Below are 15,550 nucleotides of genomic sequence, written 5' to 3' on the forward strand. Positions count from 1 at the left end.
GAATCGATATAAATAAAGCGTTCATTAATCTAAAGGGGGAAAATAGAAATGAAAATGAAAAAAGGCTTAACACTCGCTCTTGCAGGGACAATGCTTTTTTCTGGCCTTCTAGCTGGATGTGGTTCGAATAATAATACAAATGCTGCTAAAGAAACAAACAATTCAGCGGCAGCAGGGGATTCAGCAGGGAACACATCAGAATTAAAGCCATATGAGTTGAAGATGTATTTAATTGGTGGACCTCAAAAGGATTTGGATCTTGTCTTAAAAGAAGTTAATAAATATACCCAAGAAAAAATTAATGCGACGTTGAACATTACGATGTTCGATTGGGGCGATTACGATAAGAAGATGCAAGTCATCACCGCTTCTGGTGAGCCTTATGATATTGCCTTTACCTCTTCTTGGACAAATGACTTCCGCCGTAACGCTGCTAATGGTACGTTCTTGGGTCTGAATGATCTGCTGGATAAGTATGGTAAGGAAACGAAAGAAGTTTTGGACCCTCGTTTCTTAGAAGGAACTAAGATTAAAGGGGAGATCTATGGTGTTCCTGTAAATAAGGAGCTTGGACAGCAATGGGTATGGCGCTTCAATAAGAAATATGTTGATAAATACAACATGGACATTTCCAATATCCGTACATTGGATGATCTAGAGCCACTGCTTAAAACGATTAAAGAGAACGAGCCGGCTGATATTACACCGCTAGCTGTTCCTAAAGGCTTTAAACCATTTATGCCATTTGACTATGTACTAGGTGATGAGCTACCTATCGGGGTCTATATGGATTCCACAGATGGCAAGGTTGTTAATATTCTGGAGACACCTGAACTTGCAACATCGTTAGATACGATGCGTAGACTTTACACAGCAGGTTACTTACGCCCAGACGTTGCGACACTTGAAGGAATTGATAACATTAAGACCGGTAAATGGTTCGCCGATCGCGAAATTACACAACCTTATGCAGAAAAAGGTTGGTCTCGTTCAGCAGGTTATGAAATTGTAACTTCGCCTATGCATGAGCCTTATGTATATACACAGTCCGCCGCAGGTTCGATGCACGCGATTTCCGTAACCTCAGGTGATCCTGAACGCGCGATGATGTTCTTGAATCTTTTGAATACAGATAAGTACTTACGCAATTTGCTCAACTATGGTATTGAAGGCACTCATTATAAGAAAATCTCCGACAATGTCATTGAAGATCTGCCAGCTATGCAAGATAGCTATGCAATGCCAGGCTTCACGCTTGGGAATATGTTATTGACTTATCTGCATGCTGATGACCCTGCTGATAAATGGGATGCTTTCAAGAAGTTTAATGATTCTTCAAAAGAAGCCCCTACCTTCGGGTTTGCATTTGATCCTACACCTGTGAAAACAGAAGTAGCGGCCATCAACAACGTAACTAAAGAATTTATGCCAGCGCTGTACACAGGTTCTGTTGATCCTAAAACATATCTGCCAAAAGCAGCGAAGAAATTTAAAGAAGCTGGATTGGATAAAGTCATTGCAGAAGTTCAAAAGCAACTTGATGAGTGGAACCAGACAAAGAAATAAGCTAATGAACGTAACACGCCTAAGATTAATCACTAAAGGTAACACAAATAGGATTAGTGGAGACGGGCAGCTATGCTGCCCGTCTCTCTATCTATCCCCATTTATTATGAAGGAGTAGTGAGAATATGGAAAAATTCCGACTTCCCACCATCTCTATGCCGAAGCTGCCGCTTCCTCAAGCGGTTCAAGAGGTATTGAACGAAGCAGAGGAGAAGTTAGCTCATCGGCCGAAGCTGTTGCAGCTCTTTAAGAACTGTTTCCCTAATACGCTTGAGACAACGACTAAGCTTATGGATGATGGAACAACGTTTGTGATTACAGGAGATATCCCGGCTTCTTGGTTGCGAGACTCTGTAGAGCAGGTTATGCACTACGTGCCCTTTGCTAAAAACGATCCCGATCTTCAGCGGATTATCAGCGGGTTAATTAAACGTCATATCGAGTATATTCATATCGATCCGTACGCCAATGCGTTTAATGAGACGGCGAATGATTGGCATTGGAGCACTAGCGATATTACAGAAATGTCCCCCTGGGTGTGGGAGCGTAAATTCGAGATCGATTCTCTTTGTTTTTCCATGCGTCTGGCGTATGCCTATTGGAAAGAAACCGGAAAGGCTGATATATTCGACGCCGGATTTAAGGCAGCCATGGTCAAAATATACAACCTGTTCAAAACTGAACAGCACCATAGTGAATTATCTCCATACCGCTTTACGCGTAACAATGGGATTCCTGAAGATACACTGCGTAATAACGGCCTGGGTATGCCTGTTAATTACACGGGCATGGTTTGGTCCGGGTTCCGCTCGAGCGATGATGCTTGCGACTTCCATTACAACATTCCGGGGAATATGTTCGCTGTTGTTGCATTACGTCATATGCAGGAATTCGCTGAATGGGTATTCCGTGATCTTGAATTTCTGGAACAGCTTAAAGCATTAGAAGCTGAGATTGATCACGGAATTCAATTGTACGGTATTTATCGTCATCCGAAATTCGGTCCAATCTACGCCTACGAGACCGATGGTTATGGCAACTACTGCTTGATGGATGATGCGGGAACACCAGGACTCCTGTCGATTCCTTATCTCGGCTATGTTACCGCAGAGGATGGAATTTATCAGAATACGAGACGATTTGCTCTGAGCAAGGAGAATCCTTTTTATTTTGAAGGAACCGCAGCGAAGGGAATCGGCAGTCCGCATACTCCTAAAGACTACATCTGGCATATGGCATTATCCATGCAAGGTTTGACGGCTTCAACTAAGGAAGAAAAGCTGGAGATGCTTACGATGTTAGAAGCTACAGATGCGGATACTGGCTTTATGCATGAGGGATTCCATGTTGATGATCCGAATACGTTCACTAGAAAATGGTTCGCCTGGTCCAATAGTCTGTTCTCCCAACTTGTCTATAAAACGATGAAGGAAGGACTACTATGAGCAGCCTGAGCAGACCTGTCATCATATTTTATGATTCTGATTTTCCAATTTCCAGTCCCATTCCTAGCGATGCGATTACATCCATGAGTGAGTTCGGATCTATTGTAAGTGAGAATCAGCTTGCACAAACGCTATGCGAAACGGAAGGCGGCTGTTTCATCAATCTGCATGCCCCTTATTTCCCGAAAGCGGCTTGGATGGCCATTCTTGAATACCTGCAAAGAGGTGGAGGGCTGATTAGCATTGGAGGCGCACCCTTCAAACAACCTGTTCGTTGGGAAAATGGCCGATGGCATGTGGAAGCGGAGCAGACTTCCTATCATCAGGAGTTGTATATTCATGAGGCACTTCGTGTTGAATGCTCACGCAACCATTCATTGCTTGCCTCGGATGTCATTCCTCTGCTTAAGGGTCAAGAAACTCTTTTTCTAACGAGTGCAGACACATGGAACCTCGTGCCACATACGACAAAGACGAGTGATTTACCACATCAAATGGGCTCGGCAGGTCCGATGAGCACACGGATTTACCCGCTATTAAAAGGAATTACACTCGAGGGTCGGGAAATTTCTGCCCCAGTGGTTCTTTGGGAGAATACGATTGGTTTATATGCAGGTTCACGTTGGCTGTTCGTAAATACACCTGCAGCAGCTTCTTTTTGGGAGCAAAAAGGTCCTTCCGCGATCTCCAATTGGTCTCGTTTCTGCAGCAAGGGTGTTACGGAAATGTGGGTTAAGCCCAATTACGCGTCTTATGAATCAGGAGAACGAGCTTCCCTAACCCTTCAGATTCAGCAGCTTGAACGAGTGAGACCTTCTATGCGAAATGAAGATACATGGAATTTCACAATTCATGTAGAGCATGAATCAGATACCTCTTTGAAGTGGTCTCAGAGTTTGGAAATGAAGGCGAATGCTGAACTAAACATGGTGCGTCTGCCTGTTCCTTTGGAGATAAGTAGGGGCCTCTACCAGATTCTCTGTGAAGCAGAAGCCAGTGATGGTGAGGTTCGCATTCTGCGCCAAGGGTTCTGGGGTCATGCTCCTGAGCTGCTGGCAGCAGGCCATCCGGTAACGAGCGGCAGAGATTATTTTATAAAAGATGGGCGTCCGCTACCAGTGGTCGGCATGACTTATATGGCGAGTGATGTGGCGCGTAAATTTCTATTTCTGCCGAACGCCGGAGTTTGGGATCGTGATATGGGCCAGATGCGGAAGGCCGGGATTAACTGGATCCGCACAGGGATCTGGACAGCTTATCGGAATGTGATGCAAGACGATGGACATGTCTCGGAAGAAGTATTGCGGGCGATTGACGCCTTCATCATGACGGCGAAGAAGCATGATCTTCAAGTGACTTTCACGTTCTTCTCCTTCACACCGGAAACGTGGGGAGGGGTAAATCCTTATCTGGACCCACAAAGTGTGGAAGCTCAGAAGCGGTTCATTCGGTCTATTGTATCTCGTCATAAAGATTCTTCGAATGTAGATTGGGATCTTATTAATGAACCGTCGATGTTTGATCCGGCACGTATTTTTTCGGACGGCCCGAGTTCATGCCATGATCGTTTTGAGCGACAAGCCTTTATGGAATGGCTACAAGAAAGACATGGTGTAATCGACGTGCTGCAGGAACGCTGGAATATGACACCTTCACAGCTTCCGGACTTTGTATCGGCAGGGCTGCCTGAAGCAAAAGAGATTAACTTCGATGTACAAGATATGCACAGTGCCAAGAGGGGAACACGCTGGTTGGATTATTGTCTGTTCTCTATGGAGATGCATAACCGTTGGGTGAAGCAATTATACGACACCATTAAGGAGCAATGTCCAGCTCAGATGGTTACGGTTGGCCAGGATGAGGGACTAGGAGCGCAGCGACCTTCGCCATTCTTCTACGAGGAGGCGGTGGATTACACCACTGTTCATTCCTGGTGGTTTAATGATTATCTGGTGTGGGATGGCATCTTTGCCAAGACGCCTAATAAGCCAAACCTAATTCAGGAGACTGGCGTCATGTATGTAGAAACTCCAGATGGCCGAGCCAAACGTTCAGAACAAGAGCTGCGGAATTTGCTGGAACGGAAGTATGCTTACGCTTTTGGAACGGCTGGTGCGGGGGCTATTCACTGGATCTGGAATACGAATTTCTATATGGATAATGCGAATGAGTCCCATATCGGAGCACTGAGAGCGGATGGAACCGAGAAGCCTGAGGCAGACGTATCTTATGATTTCGGGAAGTTTATAGAAGGTATCCGTGATATATTTGGTGATCGGAAATTGGAAGAAATTGCGGTGGTGTTCCCTTATTCGAATGATTTCTCAAATCGGAAGTTGGCTTTTGCGTCTACAACAGAGCTTACCCGCATTCTGTCTTATGAGCTCAAGACGTCTTTTCGGGGGGCTTCTGAATACCACCTAGATGATTTGGAGAAGAACCCTGCGAAACTGATTATACTGCCAAGCGCGCATAACTTCGCTGATGCAGCGATGGAACGGTTGTTACATATCGTTGAAGAGACAGGAGCGGTATTGCTTGCCACTGGACCGTTAAGCATTGATGCCTACTGGCGTTCTTCGGATCGGTTGAATGATATTCTTGGCAAACGTGAATTGCGTAATGTGCGCCGCGAAGAAGTGCTTATGCTTCAAGGTCAAGTACTGCCTGTCTCTTTTGCCCACCGCCGGATAGCTGAGGTGACGAAGGAAACGATCATTCAAAAAAATGGTGGGAGTTCTACTATAGACACTGTCGTGAACCTTCCGCTTGGCAAGGGTCGACTCCTATGGAGTCCACTGCCCGTTGAATTAAGTGAGCGAAGGGATACTACGGCTGCACTTTACCGCTACGCGGTTAATGCTGCTTTTGTGGAACGTGATTTTGAATGGATTAGTGGTGGGGACTTAGCGGGTATCTACGGACGGAAGCTGAGCTTTGCTACGGGTGCACTTTTTACCTTCGTGTCGGAATATGCCCAAGATGCAAAGATCGAGGTGAAGGATTCAGCCACTGGCCGAACCTATTCGTTCGTGTTGGAACAGGAACGTTCTGTTCTTTTTGCCACGGATAGTAAAGGAGATTTGCTTGGTGTTTATCGCCCGCAGGAAGTCGAGATCCATGTGAATTATCCACATCTTCTACATTAAGCATCTTGGTAGATAGAACGCATTGCATATAAGGAGGTCTTCACTTTGGAAAGTTCAAAACAATCAATTAAACCTCAGACAGCCCACATCATTTCTCATACACACTGGGACCGGGAATGGTATCTTCCCTATGAGAAGCATCATGTACGCTTAGTGAAACTGGTTGATGAATTACTGAACCGGTTGGATGAGGATAACGAATTTAAGAGTTTCTATCTGGATGGACAGACGATAATTCTGGAAGATTATCTTCAGGTTCGTCCCGAAAATCAAGAGCGGCTGCAGAAATATATTACGGAAGGTCGCCTTCTAATAGGACCTTGGTATATTCTGCAGGATGCGTTCCTTACTAGTGGGGAGGCCAATGTTCGTAATATGCAGATTGGCCATCAGGATTCGAAGCGTTACGGGGAACCCTCCAAAATCGGTTATTTTCCGGACACCTTTGGTCTAGTCGGCCAGACTCCACAATTAATGCTGCAATCCGGCATCAATAATGCCTTTTTTGGAAGAGGTGTGAAGCCCACTGGATTCAATAATACGGTGTCAGATGGAGGTTACGAATCCTCATTCTCGGAGCTGATTTGGGAAGGTCCTGATGGATCCAAAGTGCTCGGCATCCTATTTGCCAATTGGTATTCTAACGGAAACGAAGTGCCTGTAAATGAAGCAGAAGCCAAAGTGTTCTGGGAGAAAAAGCTGGCAGATGCGCGGAAGTTTGCCTCTACAGGTGAGCTGCTGTTCATGAATGGTTGCGATCATCAGCCGGCTCAACTGGATTTGCCAGAGGCTGTCGAAACTGCGAAGCGGTTGTATCCAGATATGGAGTTCATTCATTCGAACTTTCCTGATTACCTTAAGGCCGTAGAGGGTGTAATGGATCGCAGCAGCTTGTCGACTGTAAAGGGAGAACTGCGGAGCCAGCATACCGATGGATGGGGTACGTTAGTGAATACCGCGTCTGCGCGTGTCTATTTGAAACAGATGAATCAGGAAGGGCAAATCTTGCTTGAAAAGTTGGCCGAGCCACTTGCTTCGTTCGCACATTTACTGGGCAAAGAGTACCCCCATCATCTGTTCAACTATGCATGGAAGACATTAATGCAGAATCATCCGCATGATAGTATTTGTGGATGCAGCGTGGATGAGGTACACCGTGAGATGGTCACCCGTTTTGACAAAAGCCGTCATGTGGCAGAGACCATTGTTGAGGGTAGTAAACGAGTGATTGCAGAAGCTGTGGATACGACCGGGTTTACAGCATATGGTGAAGACGTGCTTCCACTAGTTGCGATGAATATGACGGGTTGGAGTCGCACGGGTACTGTGAGCGTAGAACTTGATGTGGCGCGTCTATATTTGCGAGAAGGGTTCTCTCTGGAAGAAACGGCTAGCCGTATGACCGGAATTGACTTGCACGATCGTGTGTTAGTAGACAATCAAGGGAATGATATTGCCTGCCAGCTGGAGGACTTAGGTCTTCAGTTTGGTTATGATTTGCCAGATGACAAGTTCCGTCAGCCGTATATGTGCCGCCGGGTAAGACTTACCTTTGAAGCCGTAGAAGTTCCTGCGCTGGGTCTTCGTTCATATGCTTGGGTTCGCCGGGCAGATGCAGAACTGCCAATAGCCGCTGAATCTTTGCTACAAGGAGATCGGGTGCTGGAAAATGACGTTATCAAGGTAGTTATTAATGATGATGGTTCGTTTATGCTAAGTGACAAAACTAGTGGCGTGACCTATCAAGATCTTGGCGTATATGAAAACACCGGGGATATCGGCAATGAATATATGTACAAACAGCCAGAGGCCGAACAAGCTCTGACGACTAAAGGACTAAAGGCTAATATTTGTGTGCTGGAAAATACATCGTTTCGCGCCGCTATAGAAATTAACCATAACTGGGAGATTCCAGCCTCGGCAGATGATAAGCTGGATGAGGAGCAGCGTGCATTGGTTTACTATCCGGAGCGCAAAGCTCAGCGCAGTAGTGACACAGTCATTTTAAAACTTCGTACTGTAGTCACCTTGGAGCGGGGCGGAAAGGGATTGCATATCGAAACGACAATAGATAACCAGGCCAAAGATCACCGGATTCGTATACTGTTTCCGACAGATTTGAACGCTGCTACGCATCGTGTAGATTCGATGTTCGAGGTCGCTGAGCGGAATATTGAACCAGCTACAGAATGGAAGAATCCGAGTAACACGCAACATCAGCAAGCCTTTGTTGATGTTAGTGATGGGGAAGCGGGTCTAACCGCCGCTAATTTTGGATTAAATGAATATGAAGTGCTGCGAGATGGACGTAACACTATTGCGATTACACTGTTACGTTCTGTTGGCGAACTTGGTGACTGGGGGCTATTCCCTACTCCAGAAGCGCAGTGTCTTGGAGAGCACGTTGTTCGTATGGAGCTAATCCCGCACACAGGTGAGGGTATAACTTCTGGTGCTTATGCTAAAGCTTACCAATTCCAGGTTCCGTGGATTGTATGCCAGACAGATGTACATGCAGGTGTGGTTGCGCCGGTGTATACTCCATTCGATTGGGAGAGTAAGGAACTCGCATTTTCTTCACTAAAAATGAACGAGCAGACTGGAGATATACTGCTGCGTTGGTACAACATGAGTCAGCAGAACACCAACCTGGCCTTCCATTCGTTTATTCCGCAGCAGTATTTCTATAAAACGACGATCCTAGAAGAGGAGAGCCACCCAGTTACTAGTGATGAGAAAGGTAGCTTTGACTTACAGATCGGTCCATGCGAAATTGTAACAATTGGTATTAGAAAATAAATGAAAAAGGACGGTATCCAGAGAGTCGTATGACTTGTGGATATCGTCCTTTTTTGTATAAATACGTATCTTAGGAAGAAGATTTGCCGCGCGCAGTGGATCCAAGATGATCAATCTGCTCTTCCAGAACCGCACTTGCTTTGCCTAAAAACTGCGAAATAAGGGCGAGCTCTTTATCCGTATAAGAAGCTGCGAGCTTAACCATGGCGGTATGGAGCGGTTGATACGTATCTATGACATCATCTTTATTCTCATATAATGGCACAATAATCACTTTACGGCGGTCATTCGGGTCATTTTGTCTGCAAACATAGCCGTTTTTTTCGAGCCGGTCTATTAATGCGGTAACACTGCCTGTGGTCAGACCCGTTAATTTGGACAGTTCTCCCGCAGTAATCGGACCTTTCTCCCGTAGAATATCTATAGATAAGAAATCATTATTGTATAACCCAAGTGAGGCGGCTACATTTTGTTGGTACAATACCGTTCGGTTTCCCAAACTGCGCATAAGCAAGGTGAATTGTTCCTGCTCTGGTGTAGGTTGTTCGTGGCTTGACAAAAGATAACGCTCCTTTTAAAATAATTATATCTTGATAGTCAAGATATTAGATTATAAAGTTATTCGAAAATTTTGTGATTTATCAAATACATTCTATCGAAATTAGAAATGTTTTGCAAAATAATTGCAATACAACAACTTTGGGGAACCATATGGATAGAAGATATAACTACGAACCAGTGGGTTGAATTGAGAGGGGAATAGATGTGAAAGAGACTATTGTTATTAAAGGTGCAAGAGAGAATAATCTGAAAAATGTCTCGCTCACGATTCCTAAGTATAAGCTAGTTGTCCTGACAGGACCTTCGGGATCAGGGAAATCGACGTTAGCTATGGATACACTTCAGCGGGAATGCCAAAGACAGTATTTGGATTCCATGGGCATGACGTCAGATACGATCAGCAAACCAAAGGTGGAGTCTATTATTGGACTGTCTCCGTCCATTAGTGTTGGACAACATGTCACCAATCGTAATCCCCGCTCGACAGTTGGGACAGTCACCGACATCTATACGTTTGTCCGGTTTATCTTTTCCAGATTAGGCGAGCGGGTTTGCCCTTCCTGTAGTGGCAGCATTCCACCTTCTTTTGAAGCGAGGGGATTGCTGATCGAGGAAGACGAGGAAATGGATGGTCAAACGATGGGTTGTCCGCATTGCGGAGCTGAGCTTGAAAAGCTGGGCATGTCACACTTTTCTTTTAATAAACCGGAGGGAGCTTGTGAAGCCTGCGGCGGTGTTGGATCTGTGGCAACTATAAATGAAGCGGCCGTGTTTAATCCAGAGCTTAGTATGCGTGAGGGTGGGGTGGCCTCGCTGAATGGTGTTCATCGTGATATACAGATGCGTATATTAGTGGCTGCTGGCAAGCATTTTGGCTTTGAGTTTGACCCGGATCAGCCCTTAAAAAATTACAGCGAAATTCAGCGCGACTTGTTATATTACGGAGTGGAAAGTGAGGCGTTTAAGCGCCATTTTCCCAATGTTAAGCCGATTCAAGGCACCAAATTTGAAGGCGTCATTCCTGGTTTGTGGCGGCGATACAAGGAGAAGGAAGGAGAAGCTGGTACACAGGAAAAAGACGGCGGATTTTTTCATGAACAGCAATGTCCGGAATGTCTTGGCGCTCGCCTAAAAAAAGAAGTTCGTCTCGTTCGGGTAGCTGACGCATCGATTACGGAGGTATCGGATTGGTCATTAAGCGATGTTTACGAGTGGACGAAAGGCTTGGAGGCGGCTTTTCCCGCCGAGGGACTTCATCTGCTTGAACCCATCCTTCACGATATGCCTACCCGACTAAAACGGATTATCGATGTTGGTCTTGGTTATCTTTCCATGAACCGTCAGACGGTTTCCCTCTCTGGTGGAGAGGCACAACGGTTGCGCCTTGCCTCATTGCTGGGGTCAGGTCTGACTGGAGTATTATACATTCTAGATGAACCGACGACCGGGCTTCATCCGCGGGATACTGTTGGCCTCATTCGTGTGCTTCAGGAGCTGCGCGATTTGGGTAATACGGTGCTCGTTATCGAGCATGATATTGAGATGATGCGCGCTGCCGATCATATTATTGATATGGGTCCGGGTGCTGGTCTGGACGGCGGGCAAGTTGTTGGCGAGGGCAGTATTGAGGACTTGATGGCAAGCGAGACTTCCGTTACGGGAGCCTATCTTAGAGAAGAGCGTCATAAGACTGCTGCATACGTTCGCCGGAAAGGGGAAGGAAAACAGATCACCATCCGACAGGCACAGTACCGGAATATTGATATCCCGGAAGTATCTTTACCTCTAGGTTGTCTGGTCTCTGTAACTGGGGTTTCGGGTTCAGGCAAGTCGACGCTGGTCTTTGATATTCTTGCGCAAGGCAGTGCGAAAGGTCATGAGCAAATAGGCTGTGCGGAGATTGCGGGCTTAGATCAGGTTGGAAATATAGTGATCTTTGACCAATCGCCCATGGGTAGAATGCTGCGTTCTAATGTAGCGACGTATACAGATGTATTCACACATCTGCGCCAATTGTTTGCTGCTTTGCCGGAGGCGAAAAAAAGAAAACTGACCTCCAAGCATTTTTCCTTTAACACACCGGGTGGACGCTGCGAAACCTGTCAGGGCCTTGGGGTGCTGACTGTGGACATGAATTTCTTACCCGATCTGGAGGTTAAATGCCACGCATGTAAAGGGAGAAGATTTACGGATGAGGTTCTCCAGGTGAAATATGATGGGTACTCCATCTCGGATCTGCTGGACATGTCCGTGCAGGAAAGCTTGCCGATTCTTAAGTCAGAAGCCAAAATGGCGGGGATTATCGAGACATTGTGTGAGGTGGGTCTCGGTTACCTTAAATGGGGACAATCTGTCAAAACCTTATCGGGTGGTGAAGGGCAACGGATAAGACTGGCTAAAGAGCTGAGCAAACCTTCCAAAAACCATACGCTCTATCTGCTCGATGAACCAACAACAGGCCTTCATCCGTCAGACATCAAGCAGCTCCATACCTTGTTGAGCAAATTGGTTGATACGGGAAATACTGTCGTAGTTGTGGAGCACAGCTTAGAGCTGATTCGGGAGTCCGATTGGGTGATTGACATCGGCCCTGAAGGTGGCGTTGTGGGCGGTAAGCTTGTAGCTGAAGGTACACCGGAGCAGGTTGCTGAAGTGCGGGAATCCTACACAGGGATGTTCCTGAAACGGATTCTGGCTGAAGGGCTGTAATCAAAAAAAGGAGGTGTCCAAAAGCCATGAAAATGGCTAGGACACCTCCTTTTTTGAACTTAAACCAAACCTCTGCTCTCAACTCTAAACTTCGTCTGAACGTCTGAACCAATCCCATTCACGCGTACTTAACACTTTCGGAATAACAGATGATCATGAGTCAATGGTGTTTGATCCGCAGATGATTAGGATACGGTAGCATCAGACAGCGAAAGACTATGCTTCGGCGGTATCGGACTCAGCAGACCTTAAATGCAGGAAAATCCGCCATTTGGAGTATTATCGGACCGCATAGCTCCTATTGGCGGAAAAATCACCGTATAAGAGCCTGTTTCTAAGGAATAGCTGCGCTGGAGTCCGATGAGTTACTGAAAAGGAGAAAAATTAGTAAATAGCGTCATTGGAGTCCGGAAGCTTCGGCAGGAGATCATGGTAGCAGTAGCAGTATCAGAAGTAGTAGTGGTAGTAGACCAGCGAATGATCATACTTCGGCGGTATCGGACCCAGCAGACCAGCGAATGATCATACTTCGGCGGTATCGGACCCAGCGGACCTTATATGCAGGAAAATCCGCATATTGGAGTATTATCGGACCGCATAGCTCCTATTGGAAGAAAAATCACCGTATAAGAGCCTGTTTCTAAGGAATAGCTGCGCTGGAGTCCGATAAGTTGCTGAAAAGGCGATAAATTAGTAAATAGCGTCATTGGAGTCCGGAAGCCTCAGCAGGAGATTATGGTATCGATAGCAGAAGCAGAAGCAGAAGCAGAAGCAGAAGCAGAAGCAGAAGCAGAAGCAGTAGCAGTAACAGTAACAATAACAATAACGGTAACAGCAGACCAGCGAATGATCATTCTTCGGCGTATCGGACTCAGCGGACCTTAAATGCAGGAAAATCCGCCATTTGGAGTATTATCGGACCGCATAGCACCTATTGGAAGAAAAATCACCGCACAAGAGCTTGTTTCTATGGAATAGCTGCACTGGAGTCCGATGGATTGCTGAAAAGGCGATAAATAAGTAAATAGCGTCATTGGAGTCCGAAAGCCTCAGCAGGAGATCATGCATCTAGCGCAGCTTAATAATCCAGCAGACGTCCATTATCATGCCATTGCCCGTACATTTTATTTTCTTTAGTGTTTGCTATAAACTTGTCTAATTTACTCTTAAATAAATCTGGCTGATGTTTATTGCTTTGGATCGTGTCGATCCGAACTCTTTTATAAAGGTCTGGAAAAGCCTGGAAATTCTCATATACTTGCCTGTCCTCTTTGAGCCGTTGCTCTATAATCTTATCTACTATAAAAGAATCAGGGTTCATATCAGGAAGTACCCGTTTTCCTTCAGCACTCATTAATCCCAGCTTTTCGAGGCGGCGGACCCGTTCTTTATTCAATTCAGTCCAAGAGCTTTTTTTGCTTCGGGGAGAGAGTCTTTGCGCCAGCTCCGTTTCCGAAATTTTCTTTTTCACTCCATCGATCCATCCAAAACACAAACATTCCTCAACTACGTCCAAATATAGCAACGTTTCTTGGTTTGGCGTCATACTAACGAGTACCCAACAAGATTTTTCAGTCTTAGAATTCTCCTGCAGCCAAACTCTTAAATCTTCTCTCGTCTTTACTGTAATTAGATTTTCAATCTCCATAATTAAAATACAATTTCCTTTCTAGGTATGGAGTGGGGCAGATTGCCCATTAGAGTTTAAATAGCTTCCGAATGTACCTGATACCAAAAAAGAGCATAGTCATTCATGGTGGAAGCATAGCCTAACTGCCGTAACATAGTAGATACATTACCTCTATGATAAGTCCCGTGATTAACGACTTGCAACACAATTTCTGATAGGTGTGTTTGGCGGATTCCGGCGAATGGATTGTCAAGCAGAATGGTTTGCTCCAAATCGGATTGGTTGTGTAACCATTTTTTGTATTGTTCCGATAGCTGGGCAAAGATATTTACGTATTCATCCACAGAATCTAGAATGCTCAAATTTAGCGGGATACTTTGTTGAAAAGCCTCAGGCATGGCAGTGCCCGTTAAAACAAGATACCACATCGTATCAACCGCATAGATATGGCTAAGGGCATGAGCGAGGGTGGGAAATGAGCTGTTCACTTCTTGACTTAGAACAGAAGCCGGGAGTTCCTTGATTCTCCCCAGGATAGTTTGGTTTGCCCATGTGTGGTATTTAAACATTTCTACTGGATAATTTGTCATTCGTACAATCTCCTTTTGAATTGTCATGGATTTTTTTTGTTACTGTAGTTAATATAAAAGAAGAAGTATGACATCAGACTGTCATACTTCTTCATAAAGTTTGAGTGTGTTTTGAAGCTGCTCTTTTAAAATTCCTCGCAATGCAGGGGGTTCGAGGACTTCGGCCCCGCTGCCGAAACTCAGCAGAATGGACCAAAGCCAACGTGCTTCTAATGGCTTATACACAGGAATTCGCATCGTCATGCTTTTATCGGAATGAAATTCCTTGTCGACTTGATGAAACTGATCCAAAGCTTCTGCCAAAGCCTCAGGGCCCACCCGGATTACTATTTCCTCCACCTGATCTGCCCTGTTTGAACAGCCAGCCTCTTTAGGTACCTCATGTTGTGATTTAAAGGTATCCTTCGTCAGGTACAAATTCAGCATCCGGGAAAGACGAAACTCCCGATAGTCCTGCCGTGCGCGGCAATAACCATAGATGTACCAGTTGCTATATTTAAAATGAAGCTTTACGGGTTCCATTTCACGGGTTGTACGTTCATTTTTTACACTGATGTAATCAAAACGGACGACAATTCGTTCTGCTATAGCCGCACGTAAAAGAGGAAGTGCGTCAGGATCCGTACGCCGCGTTTCAAGATCCACCGCGAGACTAGAGGTCTGTGGCTCCGTTCCAATCGTTTGCAGCCGTTCAATGGTTCCTTGCGCATGCTCATCTTCAAACACGGAAGAGAGACTGTTAAGTACAGTAATCAGAGAAGTGACATCATACGAACGGAGCAGGCTTTTATCCATTTTATATCCGTCCATGATGCCATATCCACCTTTAGTTCCGTGATATGATACGACCGGGATGCCAGCGGCACAAATTACATCGATATCCCTATAGATTGTTCGCTGGGAAACCTGAAACTCTTCAGCCAGCTTGGAGGCAGATAAAACTTCGTGGTTCAATAGCTTGTAGATCATAGAAATCAATCGTTCCAATTTCATATGTGTATTCCCACCCATTAGTCCATTTCGTGTTACAGCATGATTATATCATAGATTTTTTCGGGCTAATTTTGGGAGGGAGGAGTTTTGTTGTTGGTGATGAAGAAA

At 45.5% G+C, this 15,550-nt stretch carries 10 protein-coding genes; 6 read left to right on the forward strand and 4 right to left on the reverse strand.

Features of this window, described 5'->3' with window-relative positions; genetic code table 11:
- Nucleotides 1-48: 48 nt before the first annotated feature.
- The 4 genes from MHH60_RS14380 (at nt 49) to MHH60_RS14395 (ending at nt 8,959) form a co-directional block, all read left to right on the forward strand.
- The gene (locus MHH60_RS14380; protein WP_076133496.1) at nt 49-1,566 is read left to right on the forward strand and encodes an ABC transporter substrate-binding protein; all 1,518 of its coding nucleotides are present in this window, start codon (nt 49-51) and stop codon (nt 1,564-1,566) included.
- Between the two features lie 125 nt (nt 1,567-1,691).
- On the forward strand, nt 1,692-3,011 hold the full coding sequence (locus tag MHH60_RS14385) for a glycoside hydrolase family 125 protein (RefSeq protein ID WP_076133495.1): 1,320 nt from the start codon (nt 1,692-1,694) through the stop codon (nt 3,009-3,011).
- On the forward strand, nt 3,008-6,160 hold the full coding sequence (locus MHH60_RS14390) for a beta-galactosidase (RefSeq protein ID WP_076133494.1): 3,153 nt from the start codon (nt 3,008-3,010) through the stop codon (nt 6,158-6,160). The genes MHH60_RS14385 and MHH60_RS14390 overlap by 4 nt, the downstream gene beginning before the upstream one ends.
- A gap of 45 nt (nt 6,161-6,205) precedes the next feature.
- The gene (locus MHH60_RS14395) at nt 6,206-8,959 is read left to right on the forward strand and encodes an alpha-mannosidase (protein ID WP_256715050.1); all 2,754 of its coding nucleotides are present in this window, start codon (nt 6,206-6,208) and stop codon (nt 8,957-8,959) included.
- 70 nt (nt 8,960-9,029) lie between these two features.
- Here MHH60_RS14395 and MHH60_RS14400 read toward each other — a convergent pair whose 3' ends face one another.
- Nucleotides 9,030-9,518: a MarR family winged helix-turn-helix transcriptional regulator gene (locus MHH60_RS14400; RefSeq protein ID WP_081388842.1), complete on the reverse strand. Its 489-nt coding sequence runs from the start codon at nt 9,516-9,518 to the stop codon at nt 9,030-9,032.
- Between the two features lie 206 nt (nt 9,519-9,724).
- Between MHH60_RS14400 and uvrA the strand changes: the two genes are divergently transcribed.
- The gene (gene uvrA / locus MHH60_RS14405; protein WP_076133493.1) at nt 9,725-12,229 is read left to right on the forward strand and encodes an excinuclease ABC subunit UvrA; all 2,505 of its coding nucleotides are present in this window, start codon (nt 9,725-9,727) and stop codon (nt 12,227-12,229) included.
- A gap of 735 nt (nt 12,230-12,964) precedes the next feature.
- Entirely contained in the window at nt 12,965-13,114 is a 150-nt protein-coding gene (locus MHH60_RS14410) for a hypothetical protein (RefSeq protein WP_179088853.1), read from the forward strand.
- 193 nt (nt 13,115-13,307) lie between these two features.
- On the opposite strand, the gene MHH60_RS14415 is transcribed toward MHH60_RS14410, so the two are convergent.
- From MHH60_RS14415 to MHH60_RS14425, 3 genes are all read right to left on the reverse strand, one after another.
- Nucleotides 13,308-13,877: a YdeI/OmpD-associated family protein gene (locus MHH60_RS14415; RefSeq protein WP_076133492.1), complete on the reverse strand. Its 570-nt coding sequence runs from the start codon at nt 13,875-13,877 to the stop codon at nt 13,308-13,310.
- 56 nt (nt 13,878-13,933) lie between these two features.
- Nucleotides 13,934-14,449 carry a DinB family protein gene (locus tag MHH60_RS14420; protein WP_076133491.1) on the reverse strand — a complete coding sequence of 172 codons (516 nt, stop codon included), beginning with the start codon at nt 14,447-14,449 and terminating at the stop codon, nt 13,934-13,936.
- A gap of 81 nt (nt 14,450-14,530) precedes the next feature.
- The gene (locus tag MHH60_RS14425; protein WP_076133490.1) at nt 14,531-15,442 is read right to left on the reverse strand and encodes a helix-turn-helix transcriptional regulator; all 912 of its coding nucleotides are present in this window, start codon (nt 15,440-15,442) and stop codon (nt 14,531-14,533) included.
- Nucleotides 15,443-15,550 lie beyond the last annotated feature (108 nt).

This window comes from Paenibacillus sp. FSL H7-0716 (assembly GCF_038002705.1).
In the GTDB taxonomy this organism is placed as follows: Bacteria; Bacillota; Bacilli; order Paenibacillales; family Paenibacillaceae; genus Paenibacillus_AQ; species Paenibacillus_AQ odorifer.

What these genes read in the sequence shown, in the direction of transcription:
- MHH60_RS14380 (WP_076133496.1), top strand. Translation starts at nt 49, where the DNA reads ATGAAAATGAAAAAAGGCTTAACACTCGCTCTTGCAGGGACAATGCTT.
- MHH60_RS14385 (WP_076133495.1), top strand. Translation starts at nt 1,692, where the DNA reads ATGGAAAAATTCCGACTTCCCACCATCTCTATGCCGAAGCTGCCGCTT.
- MHH60_RS14390 (WP_076133494.1), top strand. Translation starts at nt 3,008, where the DNA reads ATGAGCAGCCTGAGCAGACCTGTCATCATATTTTATGATTCTGATTTT.
- MHH60_RS14410 (WP_179088853.1), top strand. Translation starts at nt 12,965, where the DNA reads ATGGTATCGATAGCAGAAGCAGAAGCAGAAGCAGAAGCAGAAGCAGAA.
- MHH60_RS14415 (WP_076133492.1), bottom strand. Translation starts at nt 13,877, where the DNA reads ATGGAGATTGAAAATCTAATTACAGTAAAGACGAGAGAAGATTTAAGA.
- MHH60_RS14420 (WP_076133491.1), bottom strand. Translation starts at nt 14,449, where the DNA reads ATGACAAATTATCCAGTAGAAATGTTTAAATACCACACATGGGCAAAC.
- MHH60_RS14425 (WP_076133490.1), bottom strand. Translation starts at nt 15,442, where the DNA reads ATGAAATTGGAACGATTGATTTCTATGATCTACAAGCTATTGAACCAC.